Source organism: Paludisphaera mucosa (assembly GCF_029589435.1).
GTDB classification, from domain to species: Bacteria; Planctomycetota; Planctomycetia; order Isosphaerales; family Isosphaeraceae; genus Paludisphaera; species Paludisphaera mucosa.
On sequence record NZ_JARRAG010000005.1, the window covers coordinates 12,669 to 31,391 of the forward strand.

At 66.3% G+C, this 18,723-nt stretch carries 17 protein-coding genes; 3 read left to right on the plus strand and 14 right to left on the minus strand.

What is annotated here, in order from left to right; translation table 11 throughout:
• Positions 1 to 105: 105 nt before the first annotated feature.
• Both PZE19_RS31475 and PZE19_RS31480 read right to left on the minus strand, forming a co-directional pair.
• The gene (locus PZE19_RS31475; protein WP_277864638.1) at positions 106 to 2,784 is read right to left on the minus strand and encodes a cold shock domain-containing protein; all 2,679 of its coding nucleotides are present in this window, start codon (positions 2,782 to 2,784) and stop codon (positions 106 to 108) included.
• A gap of 27 nt (positions 2,785 to 2,811) precedes the next feature.
• A complete protein-coding gene (locus tag PZE19_RS31480) occupies positions 2,812 to 3,435 on the minus strand; it encodes a tyrosine-type recombinase/integrase (RefSeq protein WP_277864639.1) in 624 nt (207 codons plus the stop codon).
• Positions 3,436 to 3,535: 100 nt separating this feature from the next.
• Between PZE19_RS31480 and PZE19_RS31485 the strand changes: the two genes are divergently transcribed.
• The gene (locus PZE19_RS31485) at positions 3,536 to 4,954 is read left to right on the plus strand and encodes an IS4 family transposase (RefSeq protein ID WP_277858735.1); all 1,419 of its coding nucleotides are present in this window, start codon (positions 3,536 to 3,538) and stop codon (positions 4,952 to 4,954) included.
• Here PZE19_RS31485 and PZE19_RS31490 read toward each other — a convergent pair.
• Positions 4,941 to 5,321, minus strand: coding sequence for a phage integrase N-terminal SAM-like domain-containing protein (locus tag PZE19_RS31490; protein WP_277864640.1), 381 nt, complete (start codon positions 5,319 to 5,321; stop codon positions 4,941 to 4,943). The genes PZE19_RS31485 and PZE19_RS31490 overlap by 14 nt on opposite strands.
• Entirely contained in the window at positions 5,311 to 5,577 is a 267-nt protein-coding gene (locus PZE19_RS31495) for a BRCT domain-containing protein (RefSeq protein ID WP_277864641.1), read from the minus strand. Before PZE19_RS31495 ends, PZE19_RS31490 begins: the two co-directional genes overlap by 11 nt.
• Before the next feature lie 313 nt (positions 5,578 to 5,890).
• On the opposite strand from PZE19_RS31495, the gene PZE19_RS31500 reads away from it, so the two are divergent.
• Positions 5,891 to 7,330 (plus strand): RNA polymerase sigma factor, encoded by a 1,440-nt coding sequence (locus PZE19_RS31500; protein ID WP_277864642.1) that lies wholly within the window; start codon positions 5,891 to 5,893, stop codon positions 7,328 to 7,330.
• Between the two features lie 243 nt (positions 7,331 to 7,573).
• On the opposite strand, the gene PZE19_RS31505 is transcribed toward PZE19_RS31500, so the two are convergent.
• The 10 genes from PZE19_RS31505 to PZE19_RS31550 form a co-directional block, all read right to left on the minus strand.
• Positions 7,574 to 8,539: a hypothetical protein gene (locus PZE19_RS31505; protein ID WP_277864643.1), complete on the minus strand. Its 966-nt coding sequence runs from the start codon at positions 8,537 to 8,539 to the stop codon at positions 7,574 to 7,576.
• A gap of 33 nt (positions 8,540 to 8,572) precedes the next feature.
• Entirely contained in the window at positions 8,573 to 9,568 is a 996-nt protein-coding gene (locus PZE19_RS31510) for a DUF1559 domain-containing protein (protein ID WP_277864644.1), read from the minus strand.
• Positions 9,569 to 9,724: 156 nt separating this feature from the next.
• Positions 9,725 to 10,696, minus strand: a complete 972-nt coding sequence (locus PZE19_RS31515) for an energy-coupling factor ABC transporter permease (RefSeq protein WP_277864645.1) — start codon at positions 10,694 to 10,696, stop codon at positions 9,725 to 9,727.
• 1 nt (position 10,697) lies between these two features.
• Complete coding sequence (locus PZE19_RS31520) at positions 10,698 to 11,795, minus strand: formylmethanofuran dehydrogenase subunit E family protein (RefSeq protein WP_277864646.1); 1,098 nt, start codon at positions 11,793 to 11,795, stop codon at positions 10,698 to 10,700.
• A 30-nt stretch (positions 11,796 to 11,825) separates the two neighbouring features.
• The gene (locus PZE19_RS31525) at positions 11,826 to 12,842 is read right to left on the minus strand and encodes a DUF1559 domain-containing protein (protein WP_277864647.1); all 1,017 of its coding nucleotides are present in this window, start codon (positions 12,840 to 12,842) and stop codon (positions 11,826 to 11,828) included.
• 167 nt (positions 12,843 to 13,009) lie between these two features.
• The gene (locus tag PZE19_RS31530; RefSeq protein ID WP_277864648.1) at positions 13,010 to 13,978 is read right to left on the minus strand and encodes a DJ-1/PfpI family protein; all 969 of its coding nucleotides are present in this window, start codon (positions 13,976 to 13,978) and stop codon (positions 13,010 to 13,012) included.
• Positions 13,971 to 14,726 (minus strand): PepSY domain-containing protein, encoded by a 756-nt coding sequence (locus PZE19_RS31535; RefSeq protein ID WP_277864649.1) that lies wholly within the window; start codon positions 14,724 to 14,726, stop codon positions 13,971 to 13,973. The genes PZE19_RS31530 and PZE19_RS31535 overlap by 8 nt, the downstream gene beginning before the upstream one ends.
• Positions 14,727 to 14,738: 12 nt before the next feature.
• Positions 14,739 to 15,392: a peroxiredoxin family protein gene (locus tag PZE19_RS31540; RefSeq protein ID WP_277864650.1), complete on the minus strand. Its 654-nt coding sequence runs from the start codon at positions 15,390 to 15,392 to the stop codon at positions 14,739 to 14,741.
• 14 nt (positions 15,393 to 15,406) lie between these two features.
• Entirely contained in the window at positions 15,407 to 16,465 is a 1,059-nt protein-coding gene (locus tag PZE19_RS31545) for a DUF1559 family PulG-like putative transporter (RefSeq protein ID WP_277864651.1), read from the minus strand.
• A gap of 20 nt (positions 16,466 to 16,485) precedes the next feature.
• On the minus strand, positions 16,486 to 17,544 hold the full coding sequence (locus PZE19_RS31550; RefSeq protein ID WP_277864652.1) for a DUF1559 domain-containing protein: 1,059 nt from the start codon (positions 17,542 to 17,544) through the stop codon (positions 16,486 to 16,488).
• 904 nt (positions 17,545 to 18,448) lie between these two features.
• Between PZE19_RS31550 and PZE19_RS31555 the strand changes: the two genes are divergently transcribed.
• Positions 18,449 to 18,691, plus strand: coding sequence for a helix-turn-helix domain-containing protein (locus PZE19_RS31555; RefSeq protein ID WP_277864653.1), 243 nt, complete (start codon positions 18,449 to 18,451; stop codon positions 18,689 to 18,691).
• Positions 18,692 to 18,723 lie beyond the last annotated feature (32 nt).

Here is an 18,723-nt window from a genome sequence, read left to right on the forward strand (position 1 = left end):
GATTGCCTTGTTAGCGTTTGGAGGCTCTCCAGGGAGGCGACTTGGGCTTCCTGCTCGGCGATGAGCATACCCCCCTTCGATGAAAGGCCAGAAGAGTTCTGGTCTTTAGAGAGGTACGACGTCAAATGCTCGAGGCTTGTTTTGCTTGCCCGGCCCGATGTCGAATTCCACCATCGTGCCAACGGCGAGTGACTGGAGGTCGCCTATCAGGTTAGTAATATGGACAAATAAAAGTTCCGTTGCTTGGCCATCCTGTTCGATGAACCCGAAGGCTCTTTCGGCGTCCCACGACACGACCCGGCCGAACGGGCGGCCGTAACGAGAAGACGTGACTTGGCTCATCGGCTTCGAGAGCTTGGCCAATTGTTCTTCAAGCCGCGTCTGCACCGTGCCTTGAGAAGCGTATCGAGGATGGTCGGGAAGCCGCGTGTATTTGGCGTCCTCGGTCAGGAGATAGGAGACGAAAGCCTTCAGGGCTCGTCGTCGTGCGTAAGGCAGTTCCACTTTGATGAAGTCGCCGATTTCCCGATGCACCTCCTCGCTGAGAAGCGGAGTTACCTCCATCATCGCCTCGATGTAGATCCAATCGCCCAGGGCCCATGACAAGTGTTGACGGCCCGAAGGAGCTATCTCCAGCTTAGACGTCTTCTCAATCTTGGAAATCGTCGGGTCGTATCCGAGCACAAATCCGATTCTGAGCATGGCGGCCAGCAACTGCGTGACGGCTCGTTCGTCGAATCCCATGTCGAGGAAGAATTTCTTGATAGCTTCAAGCTCAACATATCTCGAGTCAGAACCGCTCAACTGAGAGCACGTATCCTCCAAGAACTTGAGGATTCGAAGCGCGAGCAGTGGCGAAGTATCGAGCTGGGATTCAAGGGCGAAGACGTTATGCACGAACTCGTTCACAGCTGACGATGGGTAGATGTCGTACTTGCCTCGGATGATGGCCGATTTGACGTTGTCCGGGTGCACTTCCATCGACGTATGAGTTATCGAAGCTGAAAGTAGTTCCTTAACCTTAATGTGCGATGACGTGATAATCCAGCGAGTCAATTCCAGGCAGCGGCGGATGTCCTGGTTCGCGAGGTTCCCTATCCATTTGGCGACCTCGCCGGTGTTGATGAAAACCGTCTGGACGCTGCTGGTGAACATCTCGAGGTTCTCGACCTCGAGCCTGTGCTTGTTCCAGAGATAGCCTGTCCCCTTGGTCGCCTTCTTCTCGGTCTGCGTTATCTCGCCGATATAGTCAACTCGCTTCTTTAAGACGACATCCGGCGACGGCGTGGGCAGGAAGAACGACTCGTAGAAGAACGAGTGAATTGCCCCTTGTCGTGTGAGCTGCCAGCTAGTTTTATCCGTGATAGGCACCAGCACGAGGCAAAGAATGTTCTCGTATATGGAGCGAGCGTACTGGAACACGCGGTCTTGGAAGTCGATGTCGAAGTGGTCCGTGTTGTCGAAGATGAGGCAGGGGGCTTTGCGGTCAGAATGGACAATCCGGTGGAGCAAGTTCTCGAGATACTCGTGGGGACGCTGTTCGCGGCGATTGTTTATGTGTTCGCCAAACTTGTCCCTGAACTGGTTATAATCCCGGGTGTAGAGGCCCTCGAACGGCCCGTCCCGCCACCGTTCATACTCCTCGTTATAGATTCCACGAAGCTGGTCGTACGTAGGGTGTTTATCGCCGAACACCGCCCGTTCGGTCTCAACGAGTAGGTGTTGGTCCAGCCACGCCACGACCGTCTTTTCTTCACCTTCACTCTTTGAAAGGTCGACCTTGATAATCCTACAGTCGTCCCGGATTTTGCTCGGCAGTATGTCTTTAAAGAACCTCTCGATGAACGTCGACTTACCGGCTCCCTTTGTGCCAACCAAGACGATGAACTCGCGACCCCCTCCCTTAACCCGTTCGACGGTCTTCGTTATCGCGTGAGTCTCGGCCCTCGAGTCGCTCGTCTTGATGGTCTGAACCTTGTTCCGCAACTCGGTCGAGATGCGAGCAATGCTCTCTTCCGCGTGGATGCTTTCGTCGGTCGTGACGAAGCATCGCCGCCTCATCTCGGCATCATCCTCGCCTTTCAGGTCGCGGAAGAAGAGCATCATAATCTTATCAATATCGTCGTAGAGCTTGTCGTACTCCGGGGTCGTCCGCGAATCAGGTTTCCGTATGGGCGAGCGGAAATTCGAGGGGCAGAGGGGCTGGTTTCCCGCCGCTTGGAATTCAGCTTTGTATCGAAGACCCCTCACGGCTTCATAGGAAAGAAGGTCATAGAATAGGGTGAAGCGAGTTCGGACGCTTTCCAGGCTGCCGAACACGCATGCCTGGCCTTCTTCCACGTCTCGGCCCTCGCTACCTCTTCCCCGGAATACAACCCATTGCCGGCCATTCGTTACACAGGCCAGTTCGGCACTCCGAAAGCCACAGTAGAGAATCGCCTGATTCAATCCCTCCTGGAAATCGGGGCTGCTGAAGACTGAGCCATTGAGTTTGAAGTATCGCCCTGCGTGGTCAGCTTTTATACCGAGGTCTCGCTCATCCCGTTTTGCCTCGATGACCAAGCGATTGAGGCCATCCGTCTTGCATAAATAATCAATAAACTTCTTGCCTGCATCGCTCTCAAGAAAAATGGCTTCACGCGGCCACCCGAGCACCTCGATGAAGACGCGGTCAATGAGTTTGAGGCGGACATCCGCTTCGGTAACGAGGGTGTCGACGTATCGCGGAAGCTCGTCGTCGACGATTGTTTGGAATTTCTCAAATGCGACGTCGATAGGCTCCATGAAAGCCTCGCTTGGGTAGGACGTGTGTTAAATCGCGATTCGCTCGACCTCGTCGAGCGTGATTTCGTCATCGGTCCGGTTGTAAAGCTCGGTCGTCTTCGTGCTCGCATGTCCGGCCATCTTCTGGGCCTTCTCGACCGTGCCGCCCCCGGCGATGTAAGCGGTGATGCCGGTCGCTCGGAACGAGTGGTTGCAGAGCTTGTGCGTGAGCCCCGCCGCGAGGGCCCTTCGCTTCACCATGTCCCAAGCGTTCTTCCTGCCGAGCGGCTTGACGGCGAGTCTCCCGGTCTTCCCCTTGGACGTGCGGAATAGCGGCCCGCTCCTGTCGCCCTCGATGCCCGCCGCCTGGATGTAGGCGTCGAGGTACTCCTCGGCCTTGTGGTGAACCGGCACTTCGAGGAACCGGCCGCCCTTCTCGTGGAGCCGCACCCGCCACTTCTTGCCGTTCGCGTAGTAATCGTCGACGGTCGTTCCCAGCACGGCACTGATGCGGCCGAACGAGAAGGTCATCAGAGCGATGAGGGCCCGGTCCCTGAGGTCGAGCAGCGTCGAGCCTTTGATGGAGTCGAGGAGCTTCCTTGCGTCGTCGGCCGCGAGGTAGGGGGTCTTTCCCCGCGTGACGACGTGCTTCGGGCCCCGGACGAATGGCACTTAGATTTTCACAAACGGTTCCCCCGCCGCAGGATAGGAAGCCACGGGCATTCTGGCTCTGATGAGGGCGTACAACCCTCACCGGCTCGGAGCCAGATTGATGTTCAACTACGCGCAGGGACGTCTTCGGCATCAGATCGACCTCCTCCGCCAACAGTTCGTCCAGGAAGGCGGACTCCCCTTCGCCGACGTCCTATCCGCCAGCGGCCTCGAGGAGGCCCTCCGTGAGATCGAGGCGACCTGGAATGACCGCATCTACGCCCCGTTGGTAACCCTCTGGGTGTTCATCGGACAGGTGCTCAACGCCGACCAGTCCTGCCGCGCCGCCGTCGCGCGGCTGATCGCCCACCGGGTCTCACAGGGGCTCGAGCCGTGCAGCTCCGAGACGGGGGCGTATTGCCAGGCGCGGAAGCGCCTGCCCGAGCGGTTCTTCGCCGCCGTGGCCCGCCTCGTGGGGCGGAACCTGGACGCGCGAGTCGACCCGCAGTGGCTTTGGAAGGGCCGCCGCGTCTGCCTGTTCGACGGCTCGACGGTCTCCATGCCCGACACCCCGGAGAACCGCCGGGAATACCCTCTGGCCTACAACCAAGTGCCCGGGACGAGCTTCGCCCCCGCCCGGATCGGGGCGATCATCTCGCTGTCCTGCGGCGCGATCCTCGACCTGGGCGTCTGCCGCTACGCCGGCAAGGGCCAGGGCGAGGTCAGCCTGCTGCGCCAGCTGTGGGACGTGCTCCGCCCCGGCGACGTGCTGCTGGGCGACCGCCTGATGTCGGGCTGGGTCGGAATGTACCTGCTCAAGCAACGCGGGGTCGACACCGTCAGCCGCCTGTCGGCGCACCGCCGGGCCGACTTCCGCAAGGGGACCCGCCTGGGCAAGGACGATCACGTGGTCGTGTGGAAGAAGCCGTCGTCGATCCGCTCGGTGGACCGGGCGACGTACAACGCGCTGCCCGAGGCGATCACCGTCCGCGAGGTTCGCTTCCGCGTAGTGCAGCCCGGGTTCCGGACGCGGTCGGTCGTCGTCGTGACGACCATCCTGGACCCCGGGCTGGCGAGTGCGGAGGAGCTGGCTTCGCTCTACCGGGCCAGGTGGAACAACGAGTTGGATTTGCGTTCGATCAAAATCACCTTGCAGATGGATGTTTTGCGGTGCAAGACGCCGGAGCTGGTGCGCAAGGAGATCTGGGCCCACGTCCTGGCGTACAACCTGATCCGCACGGTGATGGCACAGGCGGCGACCATCGAAAATGTGGAACCTCGCTCGATCAGCTTCAAAGCGACGCTCCAGGTTCTCGAAGCGTTCCGGCCGCTGATCGCCTACCGGGCGCACAGCGGTGCGGACGACCAAGAGGAACTCTACGAGCAACTGCTCGGGGCCATCGCCGTGCATCGCGTGGCCGACCGGCCCGACCGGTTCGAGCCCCGCATGACCAGGAAGGGGCCGAGAGGGTATGAGGAATTGAAGCGGCCGCGAAGGGAGATCAAACTCCATATGCTCAAACGAGCTAGCAAAATCTAAGTGCCATTCGGCCCCGGACCGATGCGGCCGGGTTCGTTGGAATCACCTGGCCGGTCACCATCCAGTCGAGGAGCATCTTGATGGCGGCCAGGTGCTGCTTCACGGTCGGGGCCTCACGCAGCTCGGAGAGCTGCTCGATGTAGGCCGCGACGGCGACGGGCTCGATGGTCTGGAGCGTGAGGCGTCGCTCTTCGCACCAGCGGAGGAACTGGGCGGTCGCGTGGGCGTAGGCGGCCCGCGTGTTCTTGTTCCTGATTTGGGCGGTGAAGAACTCGACGAAGCGTCTCCCGGCCCGGTCGCCCTCCTGGGCGATGAGGGCGGGGAGGACTATCCTGCGGTTGTCGGCTCGGGCGAGGTCACACATCATCGTCGGCCTCGGCTGCACTCCCTTCGAAGTCCGCGACCGGCGTGAGCTGGAAGCGGTTCGTGATGAGGTGCGTGAGGCTCATCGCGAGGAACTGCTCGTAGCTCGCCCCCAACTCCTTCGCCTCGGCCGTGAGCCGCTCTCGAGACTCGGGCTCCAGGGCGATGACCAGGAACTCGCTAATCAAGTCGGCCAACTCATGCGTCGGGTCGCCCATCGGGACGGGCTCGGGGGCTTCATCGTCGTCGGGGTGGTCCATGCTCGTCCTTTGGCGTTCGACTGCATGCACTCTATGGTTCGGTTCCGACCCGGCATGCACGCATGTTTTAGCACAGGGTTCACAGGACATAAAGGGCGTTATGTCTTGCAATCAGACTGGGGTAAGGGGGCGTCGCTCCCGCCGGCCGACTGACTGCACTTAGCGCTCGACGGCGTCCGGACGCTCGAATTCCGGTCGTCCTCCCGAAAAGAATGGAACCGCGGGCGGGCCTCGTGGGCATGAGAGGGCGTCACGACGAGATTCCTGGAGGCGGGACATGGCCGGCGGGGGAAGGGCATCGATCGAAGGGGCCGTGCGGACGTTGTGGACGACCGGCGCGACGGCGGGGGTCGACGACGGCGCCTTGCTGTCCCGGTTCGCGGCCGGACGCGGCGAGGCGGCGGAGGAGGCGTTCCGCATCCTCGTGGAGAGGCACGGCCCGATGGTCCTCGACGTCTGCCGGCGGGCCGTCGGCGACCGTCAGCACGCGGAGGACGCCGCCCAGGCGGTCTTCCTGACGCTCGCCCGCAAGGCGGCGTCGGTCCGGGTGGACGGCACGCTCGCCCCGTGGCTCCACGGCACGGCCCGACGCGTCGCGGCCAGGGCCCGCTCGCGGTCGGCGGCCAGGCGTTCGGCCGAGGCGCGGGCGATCGCCGGGTCCGCGTCGCGGAGGCCCGCCGCGGCCGAGGAGGCGCCGCCGGCCGGCGACTGGGAGGCCGTGCACGACGAGGTCGACCGGCTGGCGGAGAAGTATCGGGCGCCGGTCGTCCTCTGCTGCCTGCAGGGGCGGACGTACGAGGAGGCGGCGGCGCGGATCGGCTGCCCGGTGGGGACGGTCCGCGTGCGGCTCTCCCGCGCCCGCGACCGCCTCCGCGACCGACTGGCCCGCCGCGGGTTCGGCCCGGAGCGGCTCGCCGCCGTCGGCTGGCTCGCACCCCATGCGGATCTATTGCTGGCGAGGGCCGCCGCCCCCCTCGTCGAGGCGTCGCCGGCCTGGGCGGCGGCGACGGCCGGCGCGGCCCTCGCGCTGGCCGAGGGGAGGGCGGGGTCGGGGTTGGTCTCGGCGACCGCGTTCGAACTTTACAAGGGTATGGCGAGGACTATGACGATGCAGGGATTCCAGATCGCGGCGGCCTGGACGCTTGCCGCCGGGATGACGACGGTGGGCGCGATCGCATTCTCCGCGACGGGCCTCGGGCCGGGGGGGCCGCCCGACCGCCCGGCCCGACAGGACGCCCCGCCGGCCGAGGTCCCGACGAAGGCCCCGGAGAAGCCGGCCGACCCGCTCACGGAGGCGCCCGAGGCGCTGGAGCGGCGGATCGACGACGTGCGGGGGCGGATCCTCGCCGCGGCCAGGGCGCGGCTGGATGCCCAGCGCAATTACTACAACCAGGGCCGCATCACGATCGATCGTTTCCTCGACGCGTCCCAGAACCTCATGGTCGCCGAGACGGCCGTCGCCGAGGACGACTCCGCACGGGTCGCGGCCGCCCAGGGACATCTCGACCGGATCGTCGAGATCATGGGCCGGGAGGAGGCCCGATTGAAGTCGGGCCGGGGCACGGCCGCCGACGTGACCGAGGCCCGGGCGTCCCTGGAGAACGCGACCTTGCTCTACCTCGACGCCGTGCGGACGGCCCGCCGGCTCCGCGAGGCCGACGACCTCCGCCGCCGCGTCGAGGCGCTGGAGAAGCGACTGGACGAGCCCCTCTTGAAGCCCGACCGCCCGACGTCGGGGCCGCCGTCGCCGTGACCGTCCGCGTCCCCCGGGCGGCCTCTGTATCGCGTTCCTCGTCCTCTGACCTTCGCAAACCCTCCGAACCAAGATCGGCGTCGGCCTGAGACGTCCGCGGCCTGAAGGCCATGCGAGGCCACCGTAGTCGTGGGTCCGATAAGCCGCCTTTATGTTCGCTTCGATGTCTTGAAGCCGAAGCGAGTTTTGTGCAGGGCGTCGACTTCGTCCTGCACGGGAGTCCGGGATGGCCTTTATGTCGACTCAGTTGTCCCGGTGACTCGCGTGGCACGATTTGCAACTTTTCCCCGCCGCGGCGAAAGAAGCTTCGAGCCCCCTGAGAGAGTCGGGCGAGCGTTGTCGGCCGTGCTTCGACATCGACTCGTAGAGGCCGTTCGCGAGATTCTCGGCCGATGCCATCTGCTTGAGGAACTCCTCGCCCTTGGCTTTCGACTCGGGGAGGCGAGACGACTCGCGATACAGCTCCAGCAGTTGCAAGGCCTCGGCCGTCGGGTCGACGTTCGGACGGTCGACGGGCGGCTTGAACCCCGCCTTCTGGATGGCCTTGAGGGCGTCCCATCGCTGGTCGACCTTGACCATCATCTCGACCAGGGCGGGGACTTCCGAACGCTCGGGCGGTTCGTCGGCCCCGGCAGCCTGCAACTCCTCCGTCGTGGGCGGGACGAAATCCCGGACCGAGGCGTGTAGGCCGCGATAATCGGCCGAGGTCCCCGCGACCTTCAGCCAGTCGGCCGCACGCTCCTTGCTCCACCCTTCCGACGCCATGCCGCAGACGGCCGCCGACGCCGGGCCGCGATGGATGCCGTGATGGCAATGCACGTAGACCGGGCCGGGCAGGACCTTCAACGCCTTGACCATCCGCACCGCCTGGACTCGGGGCACGCCGTCGTACCCGATGGGGAGGTGGACGTAACGCATGCCGAGTCCCTTCGCGGTCTCAACGTCCGGCGTGACGCCGTCGACGCTGATGATGGTCTTGATGCCCAGATTCTTGAGGGCCGTCAGGGCCGCGACGCCGTGCGGGTCGCCGCCGCTGAAGAGGTTCGGGCTCAAGCGGAAGGCGTTCTCGACGCCCCGGATTTCAAGCCGCTCAGGTCGTCCTCCCGGCGTCGGCTCCTGGCCATGAGCCGAGAAGAGGATGAGGATGCCGCCGAGGAGCGGCGTGAACACCCGGAGGATGACCTCGAGGGCGTGCGTTTTCGGATTCATCGCCCCGTCGCTCCCGTCGGGTGAGGACTCGGCTCAGTAGCTGTCGGAGCTGACGACCTCGCCGCCCGCCCTCGTCCCCAGGGCACGCCAGGTCGCCATCGCGATGCTGCCCTTCGTGAACCGGACCGAGCCGTCGAGCATCAACGTGTTGACCCCGCCGGGGTGATAGCTCCGAGACGTGACCACCAAGTAGGTCTGCAACGTGTCCGACGTCCCCAATCGGGCGGACGTGAAGTCGATGTCGTACTGCCGGCCGCCGTTGACGTACGGGATGACGGTGTTGGGCGAGAAGCCCGAGCTGAAGCCCGAGTGGAGGATGTGGCCGCTGACCCACTCGGTGTGGCTCCATTGGGCGTCGAACGTCCCGGGGTAGACCCCCAGCTCGTTCGGAGAGACCGGCGGCGGAACGCCGACGCCCGTCGGCTGGCCGCCGTCGTGCAAGGCGGGCTGGTACGCCTTGACCTCGGAGAAGGAGATGGTGTTCGAGAGGCCGTCGGTGACGCCCGCCAGGCGGATGTTCGCGTTGATGCCGTAAGCCCCGTCCCCGAATTGCCGCGTGGTCGGGTCCCATACCAGCCACGTCCCGGTGCAGATTCCGTAGTTGAGCGGGTAGTTGGTGAAAGTCGGCGTGACCTTGGGCTGGTCGCGGATTTCGCTCGGGCACAGGAGCATGGAGACCCGGGTCTGGGCGATGGTCACCTGGATGTTGAAGGGGATGTCGTAGTTCAGGCTGTTGTGGAGCGTCGACTGCTCGACGAACGGCAAGAGTCGGGCCTGGACGGAGTAGGACGGCATTGGCGCCAGCTGGCCGGGCTTGAAGCAGCCGGCCGGGGGCAGCATGGAGTGGGCGGACTCGTAGTTGTGAACGGCGAGGCCGAGCTGCTTGAGGTTGTTGGTGCACTGGATGCGACGGGCCGCTTCGCGGGCCGCCTGCACGGCGGGGAGCAGGAGGGCGATGAGCACCGCGATGATGGCGATGACCACCAGCAGCTCAATCAGGGTGAATCCACGGCGGTCGATTGGGCCCATGGTGCGGTCCTATCTGGCTGATGAACGGGAAAGCACCGGAAGTCCCGATTTGATGCGGCCCTCCATCATCCCGGGCGGTCGGCGGAGAATCAATACGACGTTTGTAAGATTAAGGTGTCTTGCGGACGCGGGCCCGACGCGGCGGCACGCCCCCGGTTACGTCTCTGCCCTCGGGAACGCCCTCGCCAACAGAGAGGCTAAGGCGAACACCACAAGGGTCCCCGCGACTCCCGCGAGGGCGGTCGCCGCCTTGACGTGGTTCACCCCGGGAATCGGCAGCTGATAATCGGGCATCGGGGCGGCGAGCATCGGCGGGGCTTCGCCTTCGGGCAGGAATCCGAGCCTGCCGCCGACGTACTCCAAGCCGTCGGGGAACTCGCTCGCGAACGGGGCGAGGAAGACGGCGATTCCCAACGCCGCGACCAGCCCCGCGACCGCCGTGGACAGCCACCCCGGCGACCTGAGCGGGGGCGGCTGCTGGCACGAATCGACGCCCTCGACGTCGGTCATCATCTCGGGCCGGGTCAGCAGGATGAAGCGGACGACCAGGCCCGTGATGAGGGCCTCGCCCAGGCCGATGACGGCGTGGACCAGTGCCATCCAGCTCAACACTTGCAGGAAGTCTCGCCTGTCGCCGAAGGCCGTGAGTTCGACGGTGAACGCCCCCGCGGCGAGCAGCACCGAGAACCACGCGGCGACCATCGAGCCGACCAGGATGCCGCGACGTCCCCCGACCATCCTGCGAATCGGTTCGTAGACGGCGTGGCCGCCCACGGCCCCGACCAGGCCCATGTTGACGAAGTTCGCCCCCAGGGCGGTCAGCCCGCCGTCCTGAAAGAGCAGGCATTGGACGAGCAGGACGGCCGCGATGACGACGGCCCCGGCCCAGGGGCCGAGGAGGACCGCCGAGAGCACCCCGCCGAGCAAGTGTCCGGACACTCCCGGCCCGACGGGGAAGTTCACCATCTGGGCCGCGAAGACGAAGGCCGCCGTCATCCCCATCAAGGACGTCGTGCGGATGCCGTGACGTCGTTCGACCGCCCGGAGGCCGTAGGCCAGCCCGGCCGCTCCCAGGACCGTCGTCGCGACCGCGACCCGGCCGTCCATCAAGGCGTCCGGTATGTGCATCTCACTTCGCCCGCGTCGCGAAGATGGCCTCGTCGGGCAGAGAAGCCACGCGGCGGCCTTCGGCCTCGAGCCTCTCGTGGGGGAGGTCGACGACCGAGCGGATGAACTCGGGCTTGAGGGTGAAGGTCACCGACTTGTTCGACCTCCGGTCGCTCACCACCGTCTTCAAGCCGTCGACCGACGCCTCCTCCAGACGGAGGTTCAGCTTCCCAGGACTGGTGCCGGTCGCAGCCTGAAGGCCGTCGGCGATGCAGGTGTATTGGACCTCGGCCGGGCTGTGATGCACGACGAGCAGGTTGAAATCATGCCGAGGCAGGCCGAGTTCCTTCAAGGCCCGCTCGCCCATCCGATAGCCCGCGACCGCCCACGGCCCGGTCGCACCGTGAGTCTCCTTCACCCGGGCCAGGCAGGCCGCGACCGCCGGGCCGAGTGCGGCCTCGGGGCTGATGGCGAGGGTCGCCTTATACCGGGTTTCCGAGATGCTACGCCCGTCGCGGGTCCCCGCGGTCTTGTCGACGACCTGGGTGAACAAGGTCCAGGGCCCTTCCATGAGGTCGGGGCTGGGGACCTCGCCTTGCGAGTTCGTGCGGATTTCGAGCGGGGCCTCGGCGCCGTGGAACACCTTCACCACGACGTCGGCCGCGGGCTTACCCTTCCAGGTCGCCCGCACCACCGGCGGCCCGCCCTCTTTGGAGACGAGGAGGAGCCGCACCTGGTCGTCGCCCAGGCCGAGCCCCGAAATCTGCGAAGGGTCGACGGCTTGCGTCTGGGCGTAGGCCGCGAGCTGGATGACGAAGGTCTGCCCTTGGTAGTCGACCACGCCGCGGTCGGCGTAGGCACTGAGGAGGGCCGGGCGGGGTTCGGGGAGTTTCGCCTCCAGGCCGTCGGGCAGCCGGACGACGTCGATGAGCTTCCCGCCGGACCACACCTTGGTATGGGCGATTTCGGCGACCCGCTCCGCCTCGCCGGGGGCGGGCGTGTCGCCGAACGTCAGCCTGGCCGTGCCGCCGCCGTCGAGGTGGAACCACAGCTCGTGGGCCCGCGTCGGGGCGCCCCATAGGGCGACCGCCGCCGCGAGGAGGATGGCGAGTCTACGCATCGAAGTCGTCTCCAACGTGGGAAGGCGTGTTCAGTACGCGTCGCTGCTGATGACCTCGCCGCCCGAGACGGTGGAGACGCCTTGCCACGCCGCGACGTTGACCGTGTCCTTGATGAACCGGACGCCGCCGTCGGACATCAGCACGTTCACCCCGCCCGAGTGCCGACTGCGGGCCGTCCGCCAGCCGTGCTGCGGCCCTCGAAGACAGTCGTAAGTCTTGCTGTTCGGGGCCATGTAATGGTCGTACATGGTGTGGCGGTAGTCGCCGTCGATCCAGTTGGTGTGCCGGTCGAACCGGTAGTTCGTCGAGGCCAGGCAGTCGGCGGGGACCAACGGGGCGTAGTTGAAGATGTCGGCCGGGGTGGAGATGGTGAGCGGGAGCTGGACCATGACCTCCTGCGGGTTCGGCGTGACGGTCGAATTCGGCCCGACGAGGCCCTCGCTCATCATGGCCGTGTTGCTCGTGCCGTCGGTCACGGTCGCCATGCTGGTCGTCGAGTTCAGGTACAGCACGCCGTTCGGCCTGCCCCCCGTCCAGGCGAGCCCGTCGCCGCCGGGTAGGCCGTCGCCCGAGCAGGAGGCGTAATTGCACGGGGCTTCATTGCCGTTCCTTTGGCTGCGGACGTCGCTCGGGCAGAGGAAGGACGCGACCTGCATCTGGTAGACGGTCGTGTTCTGCGGCATGTCGACGCCGTCGACGTCGTAGAGCGGGAGCATGAAGTTCATCGCGTTCGAGGCCGCCCCCAGCTCCATGTAGGGCAGGATTTGGAGGAGGGACGAGTAGCGGAAGTGCCCCGGGGCCGTCAGGCCGCTCTTCACCCACCAGTTGTTCATCGGGGCGACCCAGCCCGCCGACGGGAAGGACCCGATGGACGAGTGGTAGTTGTGCAGCGAGAGGCCGAGCTGCTTGAGGTTGTTCGTGCACTGGATGCGGCGTGCCGCCTCGCGGGCCGCCTGGACGGCCGGCAGCAGGAGGGCGATGAGCACCGCGATGATGGCGATGACCACCAGGAGCTCGATGAGCGTGAAGCCGCGGCGATTTCCCATGCCGCCCTCCTTCCGGGGAACGTGGGAAGATGCGAAACCGAGAGACGTAATACGAATGTAGCATTCGTAACACCTCCTGGGAACGGCTCGCTCCCGGTCTTCGCCCCTCGAAGCCTCGTGGCCGAGGTCGACCTCCATCCCGCCGTCGGTCGAGGTTGAATGGCCGACTATCGCGAATCGCCCCCTGTTTCGGGGCCTCGACGATACTCCATGTACTCGGCCGTCCGGGCCGCCCCCTCGGGACCGAGCAGACGCTCGACGACGTGCAGCGAGGCGTCGATTCCGGCCGAGACCCCGGCCGACGTGACCACCTTGCCGTTGTCCACGAATCGCACCCCTTCCTTCACCACCGTCTTCGGTGCGGCCTCACGCAACGCCTCGAGGGACGCCTTGTGCGTCGTCGCCTCCAGGCCGTCGAGCAGCCCGGCCTTGGCGAGCAGCAACGCCCCCGTGCACACGGAGACGACCACCTCGGCCTCGCCCGACTTCTCCTTCACCCAATCGACCACCGCCGGGTCGGCCAGCGGGATTCGGGTCGCCCCTCCCGGGAGCACCAGGACGTCGGCCTTCGGGCAATCCGAGAACGTGTAATGGGGCGTGAACGCGAACCCCAGGCTCTTGACCGGCCCCGGGGATGCGGCCACCGCGAAGACCTCGAACGCCCGGCCGCCGCCCGCCGCCGAGAACACCTCGGCGGGACCGGCGAAGTCGAGCAGCTCCATCCCCTCGTAGACCAGGACGGCGACGTTCTTCTTCGGCTTGAAGTAGGCCGCGGGGTCGGCCTTGAAGCTCGCCAGGCAACGGGGGGAGCCGAAGAGGAACAGCTTGCCCTCGTGGACGAGGAACAGGTCGGGATTGGCCGGGACTTTCGGCATCACCGTGCACTTGTCGCCTTGGGCCGCGAACCGGCCGGGAGCCTCGTCGAACCGGGCCTTGTGCTCGGCGTCGGCGAACAGGTAGCGGAACCGGCCCTCAGTCGAGCTGTATTTCTCCTCGCCCCGCTGCTCGCGGCCTTCCAGGAGCGAGACGGCGTCGAGCCCCTTGAGCACGACCTGGGCGTCGTCGCCGAATGCGTCTCCGGCCTGGACGAGGAGGAGCGTCGCGACGACGCAGGCGAATGGGACGAACTTAGGCATGGGTTGCGGCTCCTTGTTGCACGGTTTGGACGGGCCTGCGGCGGGGTCGCGTCATGAAGAAGAGCACGACGCCCAAAGCCGAGACGACGATGACGCCCGAGGTCACGGCGACCATCAGGAAGTCCCGGGCGTCCTTGTTCGGGATGAACATCCACTTGTGGAAATTGCTGAATATCGAGGCCTCGAACTGCCTCGAGTCGTCGGTGTGCCGCGTCACGCTGCCGGTCGTCGTCGAGACGTAGACCCGCGTCCCCTTGCCGTCGGCCAGGTCGAACTTGTAGACGGGCAGCACGCGGAAGATGTTGACGTATTCGGAGTCGAATTTCGTCAGGTAGCCGGTCTTCACGGGCGAACCGCCGCCCAGGAATTCCGAGGCGATTTGGGCCGCATAGGCTTGGTCCCGCCCCGCGTCGAGGCGGCCGCTCGCCGCGTTCACGTAGAACGCCCCGGGGACTCCCCGGGCGAAAATCTGATACCAGGGCTCGCCGCCGACCTGGCGGACGTTGACGGCCTCGACCACGGCCGAGGGGTCGGGGAGCTTGGCGACGGCCTCGGCGAGGGTGACCGTCGCCTTCGAGGCGTCGAGGCCCCCGCCGGTCGGGCGGACGGGCGGGGGGGCGGATTGGGTGCGACTCATCGCCGTGTGCAGGACGCCGCTCGCGGCCGACATGAACACGGTGACGCTGAAGAAGAGGCCGAGCCAGCGGTGGGCCCGCCGCACGGCCATGGGGCTCAATCGTCGTTTCATCGGGGCACCGGCTTAGAGGTCGTAGGGACAGCCCGTGTAGAGTTCGAGCGGGGCGTCGGCGAGGTCGAGCGGCTTCTCGGGCGAAGCCGTCATCTCCGCCATCAGCGAGCCCAGCTCCCGGAGCATCGGCTCCGAGTAGCCGGGCCAGTGCTTGGCGATCCGGCCTCGAGGACCGACGAGTATCGAGTAGGCGGAGTTCTCGACGCCGTAGGCGTGAATCAGATCCTCTTCGGGGGCGACGAGGAGGGGGTAGGGGACGTGGAACCGTCCCGCCCACTCCTTCGCCTTCTCGAGGTCCTGGTCGATGACCCCCCACATCGAGACCTTGGGATAGGCCGCGTGGAGCTGGTTGAAGAACGATTGGGCCGCCTCGCTGCACGGGCACCCCTTCTTGATGAAGGTGAGCAGGACGGGGCCCCCTCCGAGCATCTCGTCGAGCCGGTGCGTCTCGCCGTCGGTGGCCCGCTTGGCGAACCCCGGGGCGGGACGGTCGAGCATCGCCCGGCTCGACTCCGCCATGTCCGGGGTCACGAGGTGCTTCGCCTCCTCGATGAGGACCAGCTGCGACCCTTCCGGGGGCATGGCGGAACGGACTCGGGCCCAGGCGTAGAGCCCGCCCACCGTCGCCGAAGCGAGGATGAGCAGGGCCAAGGGGAAACGCATCATGGCGGTCGCCCTCCTTAGAATGAATCGGCGGAGAGGACCTCGCCGCCGCTTCGGGTCGCCAGGCCCCGCCAGGTCGCGAGGTTCACCGAGTCATTCACGAACTGCACGTGCCCGTCGCAGAAGAGGGCGTTCACGCCGCCGGGGTGATTGCTGCGGGCCGCGAACCAGCCCCGGTTGTGCGAGAACGTGTCCGGCACGACCGCGTTCGGGGGCAGGTAGGCGTTGAAGAGCGTGGCACTGGCCTGCCCCCAAATCCACGGCGAGCCCCGGTCGGCCCGCCAGCTCGTCGCCGAGAGGGCGTCCGCATCGGTGAGCGTGGGGGACACGCCGCCGGGAGACGCGAGCGTCCGGGAGCGGCCCGTCGAAGCGTTCGCCGCGAAGCGATAGGGCCTGGAGATGCTCGAGGCCGGCCCCGTCCGGTCGGTCCCGACGCCGAGGAGGCATTCCGACATCGCAATGGTGTTGGAGGTGCCGTCGGTCAGCTCCGCGAGGCGGCACTGGTGCGGCATCCAGAAGACCCCGTCGGAGACGAAGGCCGGGTCGTAGTAGGTCTGGAGCCCGGTGCCGAAGTTGGCCACGTAGTTGGCGCCCACGACGTCCGAGCCGACGTAGCCGCTGTACCTGGGACTCTGCCCGTCGCTCGGGCATAGGAACGTGCCCACGATGGTGCGGGCCGCCGTCATCGACGCGGGATGAATCGAGAGCGGCGAGCCGACCTGGAGCACGGGCTGATTGAAATCGACGAGCCCTTGGAGGGCCGCCTGCTCGAGGTGGGGCAGGAGCCTCGCCTGCATCGAGAAGGCGTAGACGCTGTTGGCCGCGGTGCTCCCCGCACTCGGGAAGCACTGGTTGGAGTTCTCGTAGTTGTGCATGGCGAGGCCGAGCTGCTTCAGGTTGTTCGAGCACTGCATGCGTCTCGCCGCCTCGCGGGCCGCCTGGACGGCGGGCAGCAGCAGGGCGGTGAGCACCGCGATGATGGCGATGACCACCAGCAGCTCGACCAGCGTGAAGGCCCGGCGAAGCCCCGGGAATCCTCCCGGGGCTTCGGTGCGGGTCGAGGAAGGGCGTCGCATCGTGATTCGCTTCCTCTTACTTAGAATGAATCGGACGAGACGACCTCGCCGCCGTTCCGCGTCGAGAGCCCACGCCAGGTCGAGACGGCGATGGAGTCCTTGGCGAACTGCACGTGCCCGTCGCAGAAGAGCACGTTGACGCCGCCGGGGTGGTTGCTGCGGGCCGCCTTCCACGCCGGGTTGTGCGGCGGGCTCGCCTGCCAGCAGTCGTAGAGCTTCGAGTTCGGCGTCAGGTAGTGGTTGTAGAGGGTCGTGCGGTAGTCGCCGTCCCACCAGCCGAAGCCCTTGTCGAGCCGCCAACCGCTGGGGCTCGCACAGCCCGCGTCGGAGAGCGGCGTCGAGCCGATGGCCGCCGCCCGGCGAACATCGGGAGGCAGGGGCGTCGCTCCCGTTTGCGTCGCGGCCCCACCGGCGGCGGGGCCCATGAGCTGCTCGGAGGCCGCCACGGTGTTGCTCGACCCATCGGTGACCGTCGCTATCGACTGGGCCGGGCCGAGGACGAAGGCCCCGTTCGCCCTGACCGTCGCCCCCGCGTCGCCCGGTACCGCACTACCCGGCGACCCGTCACCGGTGCAGAACTGGTAATTGCTCGGGCCGGAGGTCAGGCCGTTTCCTCCGGCCAGTTGCGAGGGCGGCTGGGCCGCGTCGCTCGGGCAGAGGAAGAAGCTCACCTTGGCCCCCATCACGGTGAGGTTGGAAGGGAACACGGTCCAGGGCGGCGTTCCGAGCACGTTCGAGGGACCCGCCGCGATGGGCCAATTCATGTTCAGAGCGTTATAGACGTTCGACTGCTCCAGGTACGGCGAGAGCTGGGCCAGCACCGACCAGCGGTAGTGCAGGACCGGGACCCCGGGATAAACCTGGCCGTCCCGCGGGTAGAGGAAGCCCACGGGGAACGAGTCGACCGTGGAGTGGTAGTTGTGCAGGGCGATGCCCAGCTGCTTCAAGTTGTTCGTGCACTGCATGCGGCGGGCGGCCTCGCGGGCCGACTGGACCGCGGGCAGGAGCAAGGCGATGAGCACCGCGATAATCGCGATGACCACGAGGAGCTCAATCAGCGTGAAGCCTCGGCGTTTCATGGGGTAGGAGTTCCAAAGAGGTCGCTCGGTGCGTAAGGCCACCTCTGGCCGGACCTTCGACGGTCGCGGTCTGGGTTAGGCCGTATCGCGTTCACATGACGGACGTAGCTCGAGCCGACGACCCGCGAGGGGCCGTGGCGATGAAGCGTCGGTGATGCGGGCCTGATGGGGTCAGGCCGGAGCGAAGCCTCTCGGGGGCCTCTCGAGACGGGAGGCGAGGCGGGCCGGAAGGCTCAAGGAGGGGGGAGCCGAGGGGAGGCGGTCGCCGGTCCGATGGTCACGCAGTCCCGGATGCCGGAGCAGGGCCGCCGCCTTCGCCGCGGGTCCGGCGAAGGTCGCAGTCGGGACCGCGGGGTCCCCGCACGGTGCGGCCCCGAGGCAGGGGCCGGAATCAGTCGCTCCCGAGGAAGACGGGGTCGACTCTCGATGCGAAGGCGTCTTCGATTTCTTCGGCCCGCAGCAGCAGGAGGCCCCGCTGCAACGGGCGCCGCAACGGCAGGAATGCGGCTCGTCGCCCCCTCCCTCCGCCTTCGCGGCCGTCGCGTGCAGCGAGGCGCCCATCGCGGGCCCGCCGGGAACGGCGAGGCCGAGCACGAGCACGGCCAGGATTTTCATCCGGTGGCGGAACCGAAGCAAAGAGGTGGCGGACGAGGGCGTGGGCATCAGGGATGGCGAAACCGTCGGGGGGCTTTGGCGAAGCCTCCATGCTCGCGGCCGGGTGCGGCGATGTCAAGGGACCGTGCTCCCGCCGTCTTCCCGGGCATAACCTCGCACATCGGGCCGTCGCTCGAGCCCGTGCTCAACCGCCTCCCTAAGGGCATAAGCCAAACGGCTTATACGCCAGACGGCATATGGTTTGCGGTCTTCGGGCCGACGAAACGCTGTTCTTGAGGGAGAGAGCGACATGGGAAGAGCCAGGAAAAGCGGGGCCCCGAAGCCGAAGGTCAGCCGGGCCCTGCGGGAGACCATCCGCGAGAAGGGCCTGACGGCCTACTCGGCCGCGAAGAAGTCGGGGGTGTCGGTGGACGCGGTCCAGCGATTCCTCAACGAGGAACGCGGCCTGTCCCTGGCGACGGTGGATAAGCTCGCCGACTCGCTCGGGCTGACCCTCTGCCCGGACGACTCGGGAGCCGAAGAAGCAAATTAGGACGAAGTCTTTCAGGGAGCCGAGCGATGGGG

What these genes read in the sequence shown, in the direction of transcription:
- PZE19_RS31475 (WP_277864638.1), bottom strand. Translation starts at nt 2,784, where the DNA reads ATGGAGCCTATCGACGTCGCATTTGAGAAATTCCAAACAATCGTCGAC.
- PZE19_RS31485 (WP_277858735.1), top strand. Translation starts at nt 3,536, where the DNA reads ATGTTCAACTACGCGCAGGGACGTCTTCGGCATCAGATCGACCTCCTC.
- PZE19_RS31490 (WP_277864640.1), bottom strand. Translation starts at nt 5,321, where the DNA reads ATGATGTGTGACCTCGCCCGAGCCGACAACCGCAGGATAGTCCTCCCC.
- PZE19_RS31495 (WP_277864641.1), bottom strand. Translation starts at nt 5,577, where the DNA reads ATGGACCACCCCGACGACGATGAAGCCCCCGAGCCCGTCCCGATGGGC.
- PZE19_RS31505 (WP_277864643.1), bottom strand. Translation starts at nt 8,539, where the DNA reads ATGAATCCGAAAACGCACGCCCTCGAGGTCATCCTCCGGGTGTTCACG.
- PZE19_RS31510 (WP_277864644.1), bottom strand. Translation starts at nt 9,568, where the DNA reads ATGGGCCCAATCGACCGCCGTGGATTCACCCTGATTGAGCTGCTGGTG.
- PZE19_RS31515 (WP_277864645.1), bottom strand. Translation starts at nt 10,696, where the DNA reads ATGCACATACCGGACGCCTTGATGGACGGCCGGGTCGCGGTCGCGACG.
- PZE19_RS31520 (WP_277864646.1), bottom strand. Translation starts at nt 11,795, where the DNA reads ATGCGTAGACTCGCCATCCTCCTCGCGGCGGCGGTCGCCCTATGGGGC.
- PZE19_RS31525 (WP_277864647.1), bottom strand. Translation starts at nt 12,842, where the DNA reads ATGGGAAATCGCCGCGGCTTCACGCTCATCGAGCTCCTGGTGGTCATC.
- PZE19_RS31530 (WP_277864648.1), bottom strand. Translation starts at nt 13,978, where the DNA reads ATGCCTAAGTTCGTCCCATTCGCCTGCGTCGTCGCGACGCTCCTCCTC.
- PZE19_RS31535 (WP_277864649.1), bottom strand. Translation starts at nt 14,726, where the DNA reads ATGAAACGACGATTGAGCCCCATGGCCGTGCGGCGGGCCCACCGCTGG.
- PZE19_RS31540 (WP_277864650.1), bottom strand. Translation starts at nt 15,392, where the DNA reads ATGATGCGTTTCCCCTTGGCCCTGCTCATCCTCGCTTCGGCGACGGTG.
- PZE19_RS31545 (WP_277864651.1), bottom strand. Translation starts at nt 16,465, where the DNA reads ATGCGACGCCCTTCCTCGACCCGCACCGAAGCCCCGGGAGGATTCCCG.
- PZE19_RS31550 (WP_277864652.1), bottom strand. Translation starts at nt 17,544, where the DNA reads ATGAAACGCCGAGGCTTCACGCTGATTGAGCTCCTCGTGGTCATCGCG.
- PZE19_RS31555 (WP_277864653.1), top strand. Translation starts at nt 18,449, where the DNA reads ATGGGAAGAGCCAGGAAAAGCGGGGCCCCGAAGCCGAAGGTCAGCCGG.